The 17093-nt window shown below is 28.9% G+C and carries 17 protein-coding genes; 11 read left to right on the forward strand and 6 right to left on the reverse strand.

The genetic code is table 11. The features are described from left to right. Positions 1 to 158 precede the first annotated feature (158 nt). Both BTO18_RS14480 and BTO18_RS14485 read left to right on the forward strand, forming a co-directional pair. Positions 159 to 509 (forward strand): cyclic-phosphate processing receiver domain-containing protein, encoded by a 351-nt coding sequence (locus BTO18_RS14480; protein WP_105016911.1) that lies wholly within the window; start codon positions 159 to 161, stop codon positions 507 to 509. A 173-nt stretch (positions 510 to 682) separates the two neighbouring features. Continuing rightward, positions 683 to 919 (forward strand): hypothetical protein, encoded by a 237-nt coding sequence (locus BTO18_RS14485; protein ID WP_146106955.1) that lies wholly within the window; start codon positions 683 to 685, stop codon positions 917 to 919. A 17-nt stretch (positions 920 to 936) separates the two neighbouring features. On the opposite strand, the gene BTO18_RS14490 is transcribed toward BTO18_RS14485, so the two are convergent. Then, positions 937 to 1230 carry a type II toxin-antitoxin system RelE/ParE family toxin gene (locus BTO18_RS14490; RefSeq protein WP_105016913.1) on the reverse strand — a complete coding sequence of 98 codons (294 nt, stop codon included), beginning with the start codon at positions 1228 to 1230 and terminating at the stop codon, positions 937 to 939. After that, complete coding sequence (locus BTO18_RS14495; RefSeq protein WP_105016914.1) at positions 1220 to 1465, reverse strand: addiction module protein; 246 nt, start codon at positions 1463 to 1465, stop codon at positions 1220 to 1222. Before BTO18_RS14495 ends, BTO18_RS14490 begins: the two co-directional genes overlap by 11 nt. Before the next feature lie 180 nt (positions 1466 to 1645). Here BTO18_RS14495 and BTO18_RS14500 point away from each other — a divergent pair, with 180 nt between their 5' ends. The 7 genes from BTO18_RS14500 (at position 1646) to BTO18_RS14530 (ending at position 7633) form a co-directional block, all read left to right on the forward strand. Continuing rightward, positions 1646 to 2146: an RHS repeat-associated core domain-containing protein gene (locus BTO18_RS14500; protein WP_105016915.1), complete on the forward strand. Its 501-nt coding sequence runs from the start codon at positions 1646 to 1648 to the stop codon at positions 2144 to 2146. Beyond that, positions 2130 to 2282: a hypothetical protein gene (locus BTO18_RS14505; RefSeq protein ID WP_211295609.1), complete on the forward strand. Its 153-nt coding sequence runs from the start codon at positions 2130 to 2132 to the stop codon at positions 2280 to 2282. The genes BTO18_RS14500 and BTO18_RS14505 overlap by 17 nt, the downstream gene beginning before the upstream one ends. A 307-nt stretch (positions 2283 to 2589) precedes the next feature. Further along, positions 2590 to 5034, forward strand: a complete 2445-nt coding sequence (locus BTO18_RS14510) for a ligase-associated DNA damage response DEXH box helicase (protein WP_211295610.1) — start codon at positions 2590 to 2592, stop codon at positions 5032 to 5034. Continuing rightward, the gene (gene pdeM, locus BTO18_RS14515; protein ID WP_105016916.1) at positions 5031 to 5693 is read left to right on the forward strand and encodes a ligase-associated DNA damage response endonuclease PdeM; all 663 of its coding nucleotides are present in this window, start codon (positions 5031 to 5033) and stop codon (positions 5691 to 5693) included. Before BTO18_RS14510 ends, pdeM begins: the two co-directional genes overlap by 4 nt. An 82-nt stretch (positions 5694 to 5775) precedes the next feature. Beyond that, positions 5776 to 6567 (forward strand): TIGR04255 family protein, encoded by a 792-nt coding sequence (locus tag BTO18_RS14520; RefSeq protein WP_105016917.1) that lies wholly within the window; start codon positions 5776 to 5778, stop codon positions 6565 to 6567. Between the two features lie 12 nt (positions 6568 to 6579). Next, positions 6580 to 7077, forward strand: a complete 498-nt coding sequence (locus BTO18_RS14525; RefSeq protein WP_105016918.1) for a hypothetical protein — start codon at positions 6580 to 6582, stop codon at positions 7075 to 7077. After that, positions 7070 to 7633, forward strand: coding sequence for a hypothetical protein (locus BTO18_RS14530; RefSeq protein ID WP_226789062.1), 564 nt, complete (start codon positions 7070 to 7072; stop codon positions 7631 to 7633). The genes BTO18_RS14525 and BTO18_RS14530 overlap by 8 nt, the downstream gene beginning before the upstream one ends. 1 nt (position 7634) lies before the next feature. On the opposite strand, the gene thrC is transcribed toward BTO18_RS14530, so the two are convergent. From thrC to BTO18_RS14550, 4 genes are all read right to left on the reverse strand, one after another. Next, positions 7635 to 8918, reverse strand: a complete 1284-nt coding sequence (thrC, locus tag BTO18_RS14535; protein ID WP_105016919.1) for a threonine synthase — start codon at positions 8916 to 8918, stop codon at positions 7635 to 7637. Between the two features lie 77 nt (positions 8919 to 8995). Beyond that, the gene (locus BTO18_RS14540) at positions 8996 to 9916 is read right to left on the reverse strand and encodes a homoserine kinase (protein WP_105016920.1); all 921 of its coding nucleotides are present in this window, start codon (positions 9914 to 9916) and stop codon (positions 8996 to 8998) included. Between the two features lie 182 nt (positions 9917 to 10098). Beyond that, positions 10099 to 12534, reverse strand: coding sequence for a bifunctional aspartate kinase/homoserine dehydrogenase I (gene thrA / locus BTO18_RS14545; protein ID WP_105016921.1), 2436 nt, complete (start codon positions 12532 to 12534; stop codon positions 10099 to 10101). A 290-nt stretch (positions 12535 to 12824) separates the two neighbouring features. Next, on the reverse strand, positions 12825 to 14387 hold the full coding sequence (locus tag BTO18_RS14550; protein WP_105016922.1) for a hypothetical protein: 1563 nt from the start codon (positions 14385 to 14387) through the stop codon (positions 12825 to 12827). A 129-nt stretch (positions 14388 to 14516) separates the two neighbouring features. Here BTO18_RS14550 and BTO18_RS14555 point away from each other — a divergent pair, with 129 nt between their 5' ends. Both BTO18_RS14555 and leuB read left to right on the forward strand, forming a co-directional pair. Beyond that, positions 14517 to 15692, forward strand: a complete 1176-nt coding sequence (locus BTO18_RS14555; protein ID WP_105016923.1) for a 2-isopropylmalate synthase — start codon at positions 14517 to 14519, stop codon at positions 15690 to 15692. A gap of 12 nt (positions 15693 to 15704) precedes the next feature. Continuing rightward, entirely contained in the window at positions 15705 to 16826 is a 1122-nt protein-coding gene (gene leuB, locus BTO18_RS14560; protein WP_105016924.1) for a 3-isopropylmalate dehydrogenase, read from the forward strand. Positions 16827 to 17093 lie beyond the last annotated feature (267 nt).

A 17093-nucleotide genomic window follows, 5' to 3' on the forward strand; every position in this document is an offset into this window, starting at 1 on the left:
TTTAGTATTTATTAAATTTGATGGACAGAGAAATGAAAATATGATTACCATAATTATTTCGTACCCATCTGATATTAATAAAGAACAGATTAGATTTGATGGAGATGACTTGCATTCTCTTTTGTTAAAATCCTTAAAAACATATTTTAAATTAAGTAATGAGTTATAAATTATTTTTAGATGACATTAGAAATGTTGATATGATATATAAAAATTCATTCAGAAAAGGTTTTATAACTGTTAGAAGTTTTAATGAATTCAAAAAACACATAGAAATAAATGGTTCACCAAGTTTTATTAGTTTTGATAATGATTTAGGGATTGATTCTAAAAATAAATTGTTAAAGGATGGTTACGATTGTGCCAAATGGTTGGTTTATAAAAGTAAATTAGATTTAATTAATCTTAATTTCAAAGTTCACTCAGCGAATCCAGTAGCATCAATACAGATAAAATCACTTTTAAATAATTATATAGAATATTTGAAAAGCAATAGTAATTATGAGTAATGGTGTAGATTAGTTGATAATAAATTTTTAAAACATTAAATATTTTAAAACAAAAAGTTAACACATTAATTATAGTAAAAAAGGATATTCAGTAATGGATATCCTGGTAGTGTCCTAAACTGGTGCTTTTTATAAATAGCAGGGGTAAACTATTCGAAATAGAAGGAAAGCATTTGTCGGAATATTCTAAAGATGAATATTACATTTTATTTGATTCTATTCAGATAAAAAATGATGTAACTGAACTTGTTGTTGAGGTATCAAGAGAAATGGATGACTTAAGATATGTCGAAGAAGAATTTAATGAAGAGGAAGATTATCTTGATGAATATTCGTTTTTTATTCAAGGTAAAGAAATTATAAGAATTACGGATAAATTTGTTGTAGAAAATCCAGGGTATTTTAAATAATATGATATTAAAATCTATTATTTATTCTTTTTAAAAGGATCTTGAAATGTATTGAAGACAGAATATACGATAATCTGGTCTTTGTACTTTTCGTAAATTATTATATAAGGAAATCTTTTTAAAGGAAGTTCTCGAAAAACTGGTTTTCTTTTTATTTCAAAAGCAGCTTTTCCATTTTTTAGGGTTTTAAAATAACCATCTAAATAGTTGAAAAAATCTTCTCCCAATCCAACTTGTTTGGATTCATACCATTCTATTGCTTCAGAAATTTCTTTTTGAGCTTCAAGTTCAATGATTAATTTAGAAGCCATATTTACTTTTCAAGCTTTGTTTTACTTCCTCCCATGAAGAACCTTTAGTTTCTCCTGAATGATATTTACGACGACGTTCTTCAACGATTTTGTAATGTTCTTCTGAAACTAAAGAAGGAGAATCGACTACATTCATAGCATCAAAAATACCATCTAAAGCTACAAGTTTTGAATCATCTTGTATGAATAAATTAAATTGCTCTGTCAGTTTATTTCTTAATTCTAATGCTCCCATATTTTTTTAAGCTTACATATACAAATATACATAAATCGTTCCAAACAATGTTTTTTAAGTAAAAATATTAGGTCAATAAAACACAAAGAATTATTTTAGTATTGTAATAGAAGTTCATTGAAATAGCCTCTAGTGAAAGTGTGAGGAACTGGTAAAAAAGAGTAAAAGCCCTCAAAAAAGATGGGTAGTTACTATCCCTTTGGTTTGAAACATCGCGGATACAATAATGTTACCAGTTCCAATGGAAACAGCGTTGCGCAGAAGTTCGGATATAATGGTATTGAATTAGAAGAATCTTTAGGGTTGAATCTTCACGAGATGGACTTCAGACAGTATGACGCATCTATTGGTAGATTTACTTCCATTGACCCTGTAACACATCATTCAATGAGTACATATACAGCATTTGACAATAATCCAGTTTATTGGGCAGACCCCTCTGGCGCAGATGCAACCTCCTATATTAATGATATTTGGAATAAAACACCAAATGATGGTCGAGTTCATCATTATGATGGAGATGGGAACTCTACAGGTAGCAGTAGTGTTGATGATTATAAAAAAGCAGCTAGTAATGTATATAAAGTTGGTAGGATAGTTAATACTTATGATAATATTTTAAATGAAAGTAATCCCGTTCAACAATATGCAAAGAAGATAGTTATTGTTATCCTATTATGAGTATGAAATAATACAGGTAACAAACAATTCTTTTAAGGCTAAAGCCATTGCTGTTACAGATTTTGATGGTGATGGAGTTTTTAATGTTTGGGAAATTGACCAAGATAAAAAATTGATTGAAGTCATTAAAGATTAATAAATTGTTAAACCAAATATTCTACTGCTTCGATGTTTAAGAAGGACCCAAAAGAGGTGTAAATATTTGAAATTCAGAACAAAACGGTTTCATAGTAGAGTAGGAGAGGAGCTAATTAGAATTTCTCGTAAAAACCAAATTAAATATTCTTAATTTTGTCCTCGAATCAGGTAATTTTTAAAGTTAAATGATACTCAAACCGAAAAACAAACATTAAATAAATAAACAAAACACCCAGTTTTGTGTCTTTATGACTTTGCAAAAAAGACATTACAAGAAACCAAAAACCAACAACTAACAACTAATTTTGAGCAACTTCAAACAAACACAAGGCTACAAAATCATAGAAAATTGGATGGCAGAAAAAAACCAAACGCCATTTAGTTTTCAAACCCAAACTTGGGAACGCTACCATAATAATTTTAGTGGAATGGTAGTTGCTCCAACAGGTTTTGGGAAAACGTTTTCTGTTTTTTTAGCGGTTGTAATTGATTATTTTAACAATCAAAAAAACTACAAAAAAGGGTTAAAATTAATTTGGGTAAGTCCTTTGCGTTCTTTGGCAAAAGATTTGGCAAAAGCTATGAACACTGCTGTTGAGGAAATTGGTTTAGATTGGACAGTTGAGGTTAGAAATGGAGATACACCAACCAAAGATAGAAGACGTCAAGAACGTAATATGCCAGACGTTATATTAACAACTCCAGAAACACTTCACCTGTTATTTTCTCAAAAAAGAAATTCACGTTGGTTTAAAAATGTAAACTGTATTGCTGTAGATGAATGGCACGAATTACTAGGCTCAAAACGTGGTGTAATTACAGAATTAGCCATTGCAAGAATTAGAAATTTATCACCAAAAACACGTATTTGGGGAATTTCTGCAACGATTGGAAATTTGGAAGAAGCCAAAAATGTGTTAATTCCTTATGATGTAAAAACCACAATGATTCGTGCAAAAGAGAAGAAGAAAATTGATATTATTTCTTTGTTGCCAGATGAAGTGGAAGAATTGTCTTGGGCAGGACATTTAGGTAAACAAATGAGTTCTAAAATAATTCCGATTATTTATGAAAATACGACGACTTTAATTTTTACAAACACGCGAAATCAAAGTGAATTATGGTATCAAATTTTAATAGAAGAAGAACCCGATTTAATTGGTCAAATTGCTATCCATCATGGTTCTATTGATAAAGTGCAACGTAATTTTATTGAAGAAGCCATTTCAAACGGATTATTAAAAGCAGTAGTTTGTACATCGTCTTTAGATTTAGGAGTCGATTTTAAACCTGTAGATTGTGTCATTCAAATTGGTTCTGCCAAAGGAATTGCACGTTTCATGCAAAGAGCAGGAAGAAGTGGGCATTCGCCTTTTGAAACTTCAAAAATGTACGCAGTTCCTACGCATTCTTTACAATTAATTGAGGTTTCAGCAGTAAAAGAAGCCGTAAAACAAAACGTAATTGAAGCAAGACAACCTTATGTGTTAACCTATGATGTTTTGGTTCAGTTTCTAGTAACATTGGCAGTTGGCGAAGGTTTTAAAGCGGATGAAACATACGAACTTGTGAAGGAAATTCACGCTTTTCATTATTTAACCAAAGAAGAATTCGATTGGTGTATCCATTTTATTACACAAGGTGGAAATACGTTAAAAGCCTATGAAGAATTTCATAAAGTGGTGTTAGATGAAGACGGATTTTACCGAGTAAAAAGTAGACGAATAGCCATGATGCACAGAATGAATATTGGTGTAATTGTAAGTGAAGTAATGCTATTTGTAAAGTTTTTTTCTGGTGGATATATTGGAATGGTGGAAGAATATTTTATCTCAAAATTAAAAAAGGGTGATGCTTTTATTTTAGGAGGAAGGGTTTTAGAGATGAAACAAATAAAAGACATGACTGTTTTGGTAAAAAGAAGCAAAAAGAAAAAAGCGATTACCCCAAGCTGGATGGGTGGTAGGTTGCCTTTAACTTCTTATTTAACACATTTTTTAAGATTAAAGTTAAATGATGCTTTAACGCCAAATAATAGAGAAAAAGAATTGAAATTTTTGCATCCTTTATTAAAAAGACAAGAAGCCAATTCTCACATTCCAAAACACGATGAATTTTTAGTTGAGTTGATAGAAACTAAAGAAGGTTTTCATTTATTTGCGTATCCTTTTGAAGGAAGATTAGTACACGAAATAATGGCTTCTTTAATTGCATATAGAATTAGTAAAATTGCAAAAAGGACCTTTACAATTGCACAAAATGATTATGGTTTTGAGTTGTTAAGCGATCAAGAAATTCCTTTAAACGAAGAAAATATTACTGAAATATTCTCGAAAGAAAATTTAATTCAAGATGTAACTGTAAGTATAAATGCGAGCGAAATGGCGTCTCGAAAATTTAGAGACATTGCTGTAGTTGCAGGTTTGGTCATTCAAACACAACCAGGAAATAGAAAAACGAATAAGAGTTTACAGTCTTCATCAGGATTAATTTTTAGAGTTTTAAACGACCACGAACCCAATAATTTATTGTTGAAACAAGCTTACAATGAAGTTTTCGATTACGAATTAGAAAAAGTACGTTTACAAAGTGCTTTTAAACGAATTTCGAAAAGTAAAATCATTTTGAAAAGAGCGAAGAATTTTACACCTTTGAGCTTTCCTCTAAAAGTAGATAGTTTGCGAGGAACCATGAGTAATGAAGATTTAAGCAAACGAATAGAACGCATTCAAAAACGAGCTTTAAAATGACCCAAAATAGTAAGATTGTAACTCACAAAATTTTATGTAATAATGAGGTTTTAGAGTTAACCAATCAACGTGTTATTTTTTGGAAATCTCAAAGTAGCTTGATTTTAAGTGATTTACATATAGGGAAATCTGCCCACTTTCAAAAGAGTGGTATTCCTATTCCTTCTTCTATTTTAGCCAAAGATTTGGAAAGATTACTAGAATTAATTCATCATTTTAAAGCGAATGAACTTATTGTTGTTGGTGATTTATTTCACGCATCTTATAATAGCGATTTAGATGAATTTAAAGATTGGTTAACGCAGTTTAACAATCTTAAAATTAAATTGATAAAGGGCAACCATGATCGTTTAAAAACGATTGTTTATGAGGATTTTGGAATAGAAGTATTTCACAAAGATTTACAAATTTATAGCTTAAAATTTGTTCACGATTTTAAAAAAACAGATAAAAATGCATTTACCATTTCTGGACATACACATCCAGGAGTTTCCATTAAAGGTAAAGGAAAACAACGTATAAAGTTGCCTTGTTTTCAAGTTACAGAAAGTCAATTAATTTTACCAGCATTTAGCTTATTCACAGGATTAAATACCAAAGATTGTCCAAAAAATTGTACTAACTATTGTTTTACTGAAGATGGTTTTTTTGAGGTTTAACAAAAAATATACATTTTATGTATAAATTTTCGCTAAATTTATTGAATAATATATATTTTTGTAAAAAAACTTACGTTTCTTAATGTTAGATAAGTTAAAACCGATATCTGGTATACATTCTATAAATAGAGTAGTTGCTACTATCTTTTCGCCTCAAAAATTTTTAAAACCTCAAGATGTTTATAATAAAGTTATACCACTAAAGGGTTTCAATAAATATGCTAAAAAATCTTTAATAAAACCTAGGAATTTTATTTTATCTATGAATTCAGTAGAGATTAAAGAAGAAGATATAGAAGGTTTTGTATTCGAAGGATATGATAAGTCTGGAGCAATAAAAGATGTTTTCAAGTTACAAAACACATCTAATAGTATGTCTGTTGTATCTTTTGAAACTAGAAAATACACTAGATGGGAAAACTTTAAAAATAGCTTTAAAAGTGATTTATATACTATGTCTAGTGAAGTGGATTTTTATGTAAATGCTATAAGCTTAAATTATAGAGATGAGTTTAATTGGTCTGATAAAAATACTGATATAAAAGTTGAGTCTATTTTTATGAAGGATGAGGAATCTCAATTGCTTAATAAAAAATTTTTATCATCTAAAAATGGGACAATTATAATGATTTCAAAAGGGACAGAAAATGAGAACAATTATGAAGATAAAATAGAAATTTCTTTTAATAATGACGTTAAAAAAATTGTCATTGATCATCAATATGCAATTAGGTTAAGTGAATTGAAACTCTTTAAGAATATTTTCTCTAATGAGGAGTTTATTAATTTATTTGATATTGCACATGATGAAAATAAAAGAGCTCTCAAAGATATTCTTACAAAAGAATGTCAGGAACTAATAGGATTATCATAAAACCAAATAGCTATGGATATTTTAACAATTGCAGCTTTATCAGGATTAAATCCAGAAATAGAAAAGATTGATTTAATCAATCAAAATGATAATTATTTCAATAATACAAACGAAGAATTTTTAGATTTAAAGAAAACTTATTTTTTTGTAAATAATTATGAATATAAACTAGATTTAATAAAAAAATATATAGAATCTTTTGCTTTGAATAATTCTTATGAAGTAAATTTAAGTTTAAACACGATAAATAATAGTACAAAATTTTTAGATAACTTGAGCTCATCCATAGTAGATCAAATTGATTTAAAATCAATTTATACTTCTTCTTATGGTACTATTGTTTTTGATATAGAAAAGTCAAATAGTGAAATTTTTTCACTTGAGATAGGTAAAAAAGAGTTTGGTTATTTTATAGAAAAAAAAGGAGTTGACATAAAACAAGTTGATGCTTTGAAAATTGACGAATTAAACAAGGACTTATTAACTGACTTAAATAAATTTTTTGAGTAACGATATTTTAATCCCAAATAATATTGAAAGTTCAGAAAAATTAGTACATTATCTATTTACAAAACATTTTAAAAGAAAAATTATTTCTTCTGAAATTTCCGACTTAAATAATAGAGAAATTTTAATGCCTAATAAAGGTGGGGTTTCTCTACAGAGAACAAGATATTGTAATGAAAACAAATGCAAGGAATTTGCTTCAATGATTCCTGATAGAGTATATTGTGGGTTTTTATTGTTTTCTAAACAGGATTTTGAAAATGTTAAATCAAATTACATAAAATATAGTAGACCAGATTTTGAAGCTATATTGAAACATACACCCTTGAATGAAAATTTTGAATATCTACCAAATAATTCAAAAGTATTTGTTAATAGTCCTGGTAATCCAGCGCATTCTGACTTAATATATTTAAATCCAGCTCAAATCAACGAGGAAAAACCAAATACAGCAATAAGGTCATTTACAAGAAAATTTTTACAATTTTGTACTTTATTAATCGATAAAAATTTAGAAAGTAATGATTATGAAGGGATTTTATTTGAAAATTGTAACTAATCTAAATTACTAAAAACTTCCTTAAATCATCATAACAACTAATTTTAGTTGCTACTTTCTCCTTGTCTATTACTTTTTTAATTTGTACTGGAATTTCAACCTTAACAGGTAATGTGCTTTCTACAATATCTAAAAATTTTACAGGATGTGCAGTTTCTAAAAACACCCCAAATTCGTTTTCTTTTAAACCATATTTTTCCAATCCTAAATAACCTACTGCTCCATGAGGATCTGCAACATAACCAGAATCTTTATAAATTGCTTTCATCTTTTCGCGAGTTTCATCATCTGTAAAACTATAAGAAGAAAAATGCTTTTTTATTGTTTCAAAGTCATTATTATATAATTCCAGAATTCTAATAAAATTACTTGGGTTCCCAACATCCATTGCATTAGAAATAGTAGCTTTTGATTTTTTTGGTGTGTAAGCTCCGCTTTGTAAATAATTAGGTACAGTATCATTTACATTTGTAGATGCTACAAAATGTTTAATAGGTAAACCTAATTTTTGAGCCATAATTCCTGCACAAATATTCCCAAAATTTCCACTTGGAACAGAAAAAACCAATTCTTTATTCAGCTTTTTTAATTCTTTATAAGTAAAGAAAAAATAGAACATTTGTGGTAACCAACGAGCTACATTTATTGAATTTGCAGAGGTTAAAGTCTTTGTTATCTCTTCATCTAAAAAAGCGGTTTTCACCATTTCTTGACAATCATCAAAAACACCATCTACTTCTAAAGCTGTAATATTCTGACCTAAAGTGGTTAGTTGTTTTTCTTGAATATCGCTTACTTTTCCTGATGGATATAAAATAACCACATTCACACCTTTTGCACCTAAAAATCCATTAGCAACTGCGCCTCCAGTATCTCCAGAAGTTGCTACTAAAACTGTGACTTCCTTTTTATTTCCTTGGTTAAAATACTCTAAACATTGTGCCATAAATTTGGCACCAACATCTTTAAAAGCCATTGTTGGTCCGTGAAATAATTCTAAAGAAGCAATATTATCGTCAATATTTACCAAAGGAAAATCGAAAGAAACCGTTTCTTCGATAATTTCTTTTAATTTCTGCGTTGGAATTTCATCACCCACAAATTGTTTAATCACTTCAAAAGCAATTTCTTGATTGGAATACTTTTCAATATTTTCAATAAAATCTTTTGAAAGTGGCGTAATTGTTTCTGGAAAATAAATTCCTCTGTCTTTTGCCAAACCTTGTACAACTGCATTTTTAAAAGTTGTTTTTGGCGATTTATGATGTAAACTGTAGTAGTTCATTCTGTTTAGTTTTGTTTGTCAGGTCGAGCGCAGTCGAGACCTAAATATAACCTCTCGACTGCGCTCGAGGAGACAATTTATAATATTTTCATTCCTGCTGAATTCACTTTTGAGATAAAGATTTCAAAATCAATTCCAGTATTTTTATACGCTTCATTAATAGCTTTGTGTACTTTTTCTGCAATTTCATCACCTTCACACAAAGCGAAAATGGTTGGGCCAGAACCGCTAATTCCTGCGCCTAAAGCTCCAGCATTAACAGCACTTTCTTTTACTTTGTTAAAAAACGGAATTAAAGATTTACGAGCTGGTTCTGCAACCAAATCAACCAAAGAATTACTTATTAATTCGTAATTATTTGTATACAATCCGCTGATTAAACCGCCAACATTTGCCCATTGAGTAATGGCGTTTTTTAATGGAATTTCTTTTGGTAAAACTTCTCTGGCATCTTTGGTTTTTACTTCAATTTGAGGGTGAATTGCTACCACTCTCAATTTTTCTGGAACTGGGAGTTTTATAATATCTAAAGGTTCGTAACTTCTTACCAAAACGAAACCTCCATAAATTGCTGCTGCAACATTGTCGGCAATTGGAGTTCCACAAGCAACTTCTTCGCCAAACATCGCAAATTTAGTGAGTTCTAATTCAGAATATTTATTTTCTAAAAACTGATTTACACCAAAAGCAGCACCTGCAGCACTTGCAGCAGAACTTCCCAAACCACTTCCAGGAGAAAACCCTTTGTGGATGGTTAATTCAATTCCGAAATTGGCATTTGCTTCTAATAATATTTTTTTTACAACAGCACTTGCTGCGTTTTTATCAACATCATACGTTAAATCTGCACCAGTAATACTCGTTATTTTTACTCCTTTTTCTGCGGTTTTTGTGAATGTCATTTCATCACCAATTGCATCTACAGCAAAACCCATAGAATCGAATCCGCAGGAAACATTGGCAACAGTTGCAGGAGAAAATATTTTTAAATAATCCATTTTTTCAGTTTACAGTCAATAGTCTTCAGTCTGCAGTCAGTTTGTTGCTTAATACTGCCAACTGAATACTACCAACTTTTTTAGTTTGTAATTTACAGGTCATAGTTCTTAATCTTTTAATTTATAGTCAGTTTTTTTACTGAAGACTGCCTACTTGAGACTGAAGACTACAAACTGAATACTTATTTAGTAGTTCTAATAATATCAGCAAAAATACCAGAAGCAGTAACATCTGCACCAGCTCCAGCACCTTTTATAATTAAAGGATTTTCTGGGTATCTATCTGTGAAAAATAAGACAATATTATCACTTCCTTCTAAATTATAAAAAGGATGATCTGCAGGAATGTGTTGCAAACCAACATTTGCTTTTCCGTTTGCAAATTCTGCGACATATTTTAAGCGACAATTTTTATCATTTGCTGCTGCAAAAATTTGCTGAAAATGTGCTTCATTTTTGGTTAAAGACCCATAAAAATCATCATTATTAGCAGTATTTAAACTTTCTTCTGGTAAAAACGCATTTTTAGCAATGTCATCTAACTCTAAATCGTAACCACTTTCTCTGGCAAGAATTAAAATTTTTCTGGCAACATCTACACCACTTAAATCAATTTTTGGATCTGGTTCTGTATATCCTTCTTTTTGCGCTTGTAAAACTACATCATGAAACGTTGAATTTTTATCAAAATTATTGAATACAAAATTCAAACTTCCAGATAAAACAGCCTGAATTTTATGCACGCTGTCACCAGAATTGATTAAATTTTTCAAGGTGTCTATAATTGGTAAACCTGCACCAACATTGGTTTCAAATAAAAATGGTGCATTGTATTTCCTAGAAACAGCTTTAAGCGTTTTGTAATTTTCTAATTGAGAAGCACAAGCAATTTTATTGCAAGTAACCACACCAATACTTTGTCTTAAATAACTTTCATACACTTCAGAAACTGCTTGGTTTGCAGTATTATCAACAAAAATGCTATTTCTTAAATTGCATTGTTTTGTTCTGTTAAAAAACTTTTCTAAACTTGTTGGTTCTCCATTTGCTAAAAGTTCTTTCCAGTTTTTTAAATCAATTCCTTTTTCATCAAACACCATTTTTCTAGAATTTGATAAACCAATTACACGAATATTTAGTTTTAAATTCTTTTTTAAATGTTTTTTCTGTTGATTTAATTGCGCTAAAAAGCGTTCGCCAACATTACCAACACCTGTTACAAAAAGATTAATTTGCTTTATATTTTCTTCAAAAAATTGTTCATGCAATGTATTTAAAGCTTTTTTTGCATCACTTTTATTGATAACAGCAGAAATATTTTTTTCTGAAGAACCTTGTGCAATGGCTCTAACATTAACATTGTTTTTACCTAGTGCACTAAACATTTGTCCACTTAAACCTTGGTAGTTTTTCATGCTTTCTCCAACAACTGCAATAATTGCTAAATCATTTTCAACAATAATAGGTTTTATTTTTTTTCTGTTGATTTCTATGCTAAATGTTTCATCTAACAATAATTTTGCTTTCTGGGCATCGTTTTCATAAATTCCTACACAAATTGAATGTTCAGAAGAAGCTTGTGTAATGAATACAACATTAATTTTTGCTGATGATAAAGTTTCAAAAAGTCTTTTTGAAAAACCAGGAATACCAATCATTCCACCACCTTCTAAAGTAATTAAACTTATATTTTCTATATGTGAAATCCCTTTTACTTCATTTATATTTTTAGGGTTTTTAGAAATTAAAGTTCCTTTATTCTCTGGTTCAAAAGTGTTTTTAATTCGTATTGGAATTTCCTTTCTTAAAGAAGGTTGTATTGTTGGTGGATATAGAACTTTTGCTCCAAAATGAGAAAGTTCCATAGCTTCTTCATAAGAAATTTCTGGAATTGCAAATGCTTGTTTTACCTCTCTTGGGTTGGCTGTAAACATTCCACTTACATCAGTCCAAATTTGTAATTCGTCCGCATTTAAAGCAGCAGCATAAATCGCAGCAGAATAATCAGAACCACCTCTACCTAATGTTGTAGTTTCATTAATTTTATTTGAGGATATAAATCCTCCTAAAAGTGTAATCTGATGTGAATTATCATTGAAAAAATCATCAATTTTTTTATTGGTAATTTCAAAATTTACTTGAGCATTTAAATAATCATCATTTGTAATTATTAAATCTCTACTTTCTTTGTGAATTGCGTCTAAATTTTCATTTGCTGCATTTGCAATAATATAAGATGATAATCTTTCTCCAAAACTTGAGATTTTAGCTAGTGTTTTGTTAGATAACTCTTTAAGTAAGAAGATGCCATCATAAATAGATAGTAATTTGCTGAATAAATATTCTACATTTTCAGAAACTTCCTTTTTCTTTTTTATGATTAAATCATCAATAACTTGAAAATGTAGCTCTTTAATTTTATCAAGTATTTCTTTTGCAGATTCAATGTCTTGCAATGCATTATTAGCACCTGATAATAGATTATTTGTTGTTTTACCAAAGGCAGAAACTACTACTACAACTTTTTGATGTTGAGATGTTTTAGCTATTATGCTTAAAACTTGTTTTATGTTTTTTGAATTTGCGACAGATGAACCGCCGAATTTTAATACTTTCATTTTTTTAATGATAAATATTGATATATTTTATTTTGTGATTGTTTTTCAAAACAATAGATAACCTGAACGATATGTATATGAAAATAACCCTTAAAGGGTTGTTGTAGTGTTAGTTGTAGATAAACTAACCAATGGAGTGTTGCGTGTTTGTATGTGTATTCGTAATATAATCACGACTCAAAAGTAAAAGTTATATTTTTTAATTCAATTTTTTTGAGCTTTTTTTTACTCTTTACAGTTGATTTATATGAATATTTTAAAAATATTGCTTTTCTATTTTTGAAAATTCATTATTTATTGATATAATTTGATTTTTCTTTAATAATTAAAGCAATTGGCTTATTTTGTATTTTACTTTCTAACCAAGAAAGGATATCTAAATATAAAAATGCTCGTTTTTCATAAGGGTGATTTTCATATTTCTTTAATTCAGCATGAATTTTTTTAAATTCATTTTTTATTTCGTGAGGAAAAATGTCACTTAAATTTTTAATAGAATTTAAGAATACCTTTTGTACTTCTTGTAAATTTTCCATCTTAAGTAAAAATTTATAAGTATCTAAAAACTGTCTTTCTAAATCGTAATCTAAACCACACTCATAATGAGCAATTAAATTTAAAATTCGTGCAAAACATTGTAAATCTTCAGCAGAACCAAGATTTTTAGACTTAATTATTTTCTGTAAATAAAATATACATTCCTCATTTTTACCCATACCAAAGTATAAACAAGCAATTTTATAATATAACATTACTATGTAATGATTGTCAAGTCTATTTCTATATTGCTCAATTTTTTTATTGATAATTTCAACCAAATATTCACCTTTTTCAAATGTAGCTTCTAAAAAATGAAGGTGTAATTTATTGGAATATAAGTACTGAAAGATTAAAATATCAGTATTTGTATTAGAAGGGATTATTTTTTGCTCAACTTCGTCTTCAAAAAGCGTCAGTTCTTCTTTAAAAGTACTTGCTTTTTTTACAAAAAACGAAGCTTCTAACAAGTAATTTTTCCCTTTTAAATAAAAAACAGGATGTTGATTTATATACTTTTTATCTTCTTTAAATAAATCTAACCATTTACTTGCATACTTATAGCTCTGCAGAAAATCTTGGGTTAAAAAACTAAACCATAAATGTGACTTATACAACCATAATTTTTCACGGAACCCAAAATTTTCAAAATCATATTTTGGCAATTTGCTGTAAAAATAACGATTGATAAATTCTAATTCTTCATTATTTTTTACATACCCATTTTGTAATAAATGACTATACAATTGCAATGATAAATTAGATAGTTTACTAGCAGTAACATTTTGTTGACTTAAGGTTTTTGCTTGTATAGATAATTGATCAGCTCTATTACTTAAACTTCTAGTAATATACTGTGTTTCAATTACTTTTTCAAGTTCTACAATTTCATAAGCAATATTCTTTTCCTCATTATCTAGTGCTGAATTTTTAGCTTTATCTAATAATTTTAAACTTTGTTTATAGAGTCCTTTTTGGTACAAAACAGTGGCAAAATCGAGTTGCTCTCTAATTTGAATCCGGATATTTTTATGAGCAGGATTTAAGCGTAAACTAATTAATATTTGCTTGTATAAATGTGCTTTTAAGTTTGATAATTGCTGTTTAGAAACAATACCGCTTTTAATAATTACTTTCTCATCATAAACTTTTAATTTCTCTAAAAATTTAAATAAAGAGAAAAATTTTGCATCAACATTACCTTCTAACCTACCTACATAAAGATTAAATTGACGCTTTTCAGATTTTGTCAAAGACTTAATTAAGACAAAAAGTGCATCATTTTGATTACTGGCTGATGTAACATTTTTAGGCATAAAAACTTGATAATTAAAATATTAAGTATTTGCACATGATTATAGAAATCGTATAGAACTGTAAAAGTAACTATTAATTTTAATCCACTTAAATATATTTGATTATTAAATGAGGTAATTTATAAAATTATGCAAGATAATCAAGTTCAAATTTTTGACACAACTTTAAGAGATGGAGAACAAGTTCCTGGTTGCAAATTAGATACAAAACAGAAACTAGTTATTGCAGAAAGATTAGATGTGTTGGGGGTAAATGTTATAGAGGCTGGTTTTCCTGTTTCAAGCCCAGGTGATTTTATATCAGTAACAGAAATTGCAAAAATTGTAAAAAATGCAACTGTCTGTGGCTTAACTAGAGCTGTGGAGAATGATATAAAAGTAGCTGCTGATGCTTTAAAATATGCTAATTTTCCTAGAATACACACTGGTATAGGAACTAGTGATTCTCATATTAAATTCAAATTTAATTCTACAAGAGATAAAGTAATAGAAAGAGCTGTAAATGCTGTAAAATATGCGAAATCTTTTGTACAAGATGTAGAGTTTTATGCTGAAGATGCAGGAAGAACAGATAATGATTTTCTAGCTAAGGTTTGTGAAGAAGTTATTAAAGCTGGGGCAACAGTTTTAAATATTCCAGATACTACAGGCTATTGTTTGCCAGAAGAATATGGAGCAAAAATGAAATACCTAAAAGAAAACGTAAAAGGAATTGATAAAGCAATATTATCTTGTCATTGTCATAACGATTTAGGTATGGCAACAGCAAACTCTATTGCAGGAGTAATCAATGGTGCACGTCAAATAGAATGTACAATAAATGGAATTGGAGAAAGAGCTGGTAATACAGCACTTGAAGAAGTGGTTATGATTCTAAAGCAACATCCATATTTAAATCTTGAAACGAGTATTAACACAAAGTTGTTATATGATACAAGTATTATGGTTCGTGAAAGTATGGGAATGCCAGTTCAACCAAATAAAGCAATTGTTGGTGCAAATGCATTTGCTCATAGTTCTGGTATTCATCAAGATGGAGTGATAAAGAATAGAGAAACTTATGAAATCATGGATCCTGAAGAAGTTGGTGTCACAGAAAGTGCAATTGTTTTAACAGCAAGAAGTGGTAGAGCTGCTTTAGCTTACAGAGCAAAAAAAATCGGTTATGAATTAACCAAGATTCAATTAGATGAAGCTTACAAAGAATTTTTAAATACTGCAGATAAGCAAAAAGAAGTTAAAGACAACGATATTCATATAATAATGAAAGAAGTAAACAAAACTTCAAAAATAGCTATAGCATAAAATTTATCCGTTATGAAATTTAACATTGCTGTTATTCCTGGAGATGGAATTGGTCCTGAAGTAGTAGAACAAGCTAAAAAAGCATTAGATGCTGTTGCAGAAGCTTATGACCATATTTTTCTTTATAAAGAAGCTCAATTAGGAGCATCTGCAATGAGTATAGATGGGAACCCTTTACCAAAAAAAACTATTGAAATTTGTAAAAATGCTGATGCTATTTTATTCGGTGCTGTTGGTAATGCCAAATATGATAATGATCCTAGTGCTAAAGTAAGACCAGAACAAGGTTTGTTAAAATTAAGACAAGAACTTGACTTATTTTGCAAAATTAAACCAGTAAAAGCCTATGATAATTTAATCTATAATTCACCTTTAAAAAGAGAAGTTATAAAAGGTACAGATTTTATCATTTTTAGAGAATTAACAGGCGGAATTTATTTTGGAGAAAAAAAAATAAGCGATGATGAAAAATCTGCCTATGATGCAAGTGTATACACTGTTGATGAAATTTCTAGAGTAACACATTTGGCTTTTAAAGCAGCAAAAAATAGAAAAAAGAAAGTTACTTTAGTTGATAAGGCTAATGTTTTGGAAACTTCTCGTTTATGGAGGAGAACAGTTATAGAAATTGCTAAAGAGTATAGTGATGTAGAAGTAGAGTTTATGTTTGTAGATAACGCTGCAATGAAACTAATTTTAGATCCTAAACAGTTTGATGTTATTCTCACAGAAAATCTATTTGGAGATATTATTTCTGATGAAGCAAGTGTCATTTCAGGCTCAATAGGTTTGTTAGCTTCTTCATCAATAGGTAAAAATAATGCACTTTTTGAACCTATTCATGGTTCATATCCTCTAGCAAAAGGTAAAAATATAGCAAACCCTCTAGCTTCAATTTTATCTGCAGCAATGTTATTAGAACACCTTGGTTTAGAAGAAGAAGCAGATGCTATTGAAAGAGCTGTAGAAAAATCTATAGCATTAGGCATTACAACAAAAGACATTAAACGTAAAACTCAAAAATCTACCACAACCTCAAAAGTGGGTGATTTTATAGCAGATTATATTACAAATCAAGATGATAGTAATATGAATTTCAAGAATATTCACATGGGTCAGAGTACTATTATTTAAAAAGATAAATTTTCATTAGGATAAATAAATCTTTTTTCAAATATTTGAAAAGAATATGAAAAAACAAATATCAAATATCATTTCAATTATTATTGTCATCGTAATTATAACGAGTTGATAAAGAAGTGATATTTATACATAAAATTTAAATTGAACCTTCTTGTAAAATAGAAGGTTTTTTTATTGCATTTATTTTAAGTATTGAATATCATAATAGAAAAAGGTTAAATATCTAAAAAACAAATAATTAAATGTTTTTTTTATGAC

It is taken from the genome of Polaribacter porphyrae, assembly GCF_002954685.1.
Taxonomy (GTDB): Bacteria; Bacteroidota; Bacteroidia; order Flavobacteriales; family Flavobacteriaceae; genus Polaribacter; species Polaribacter porphyrae.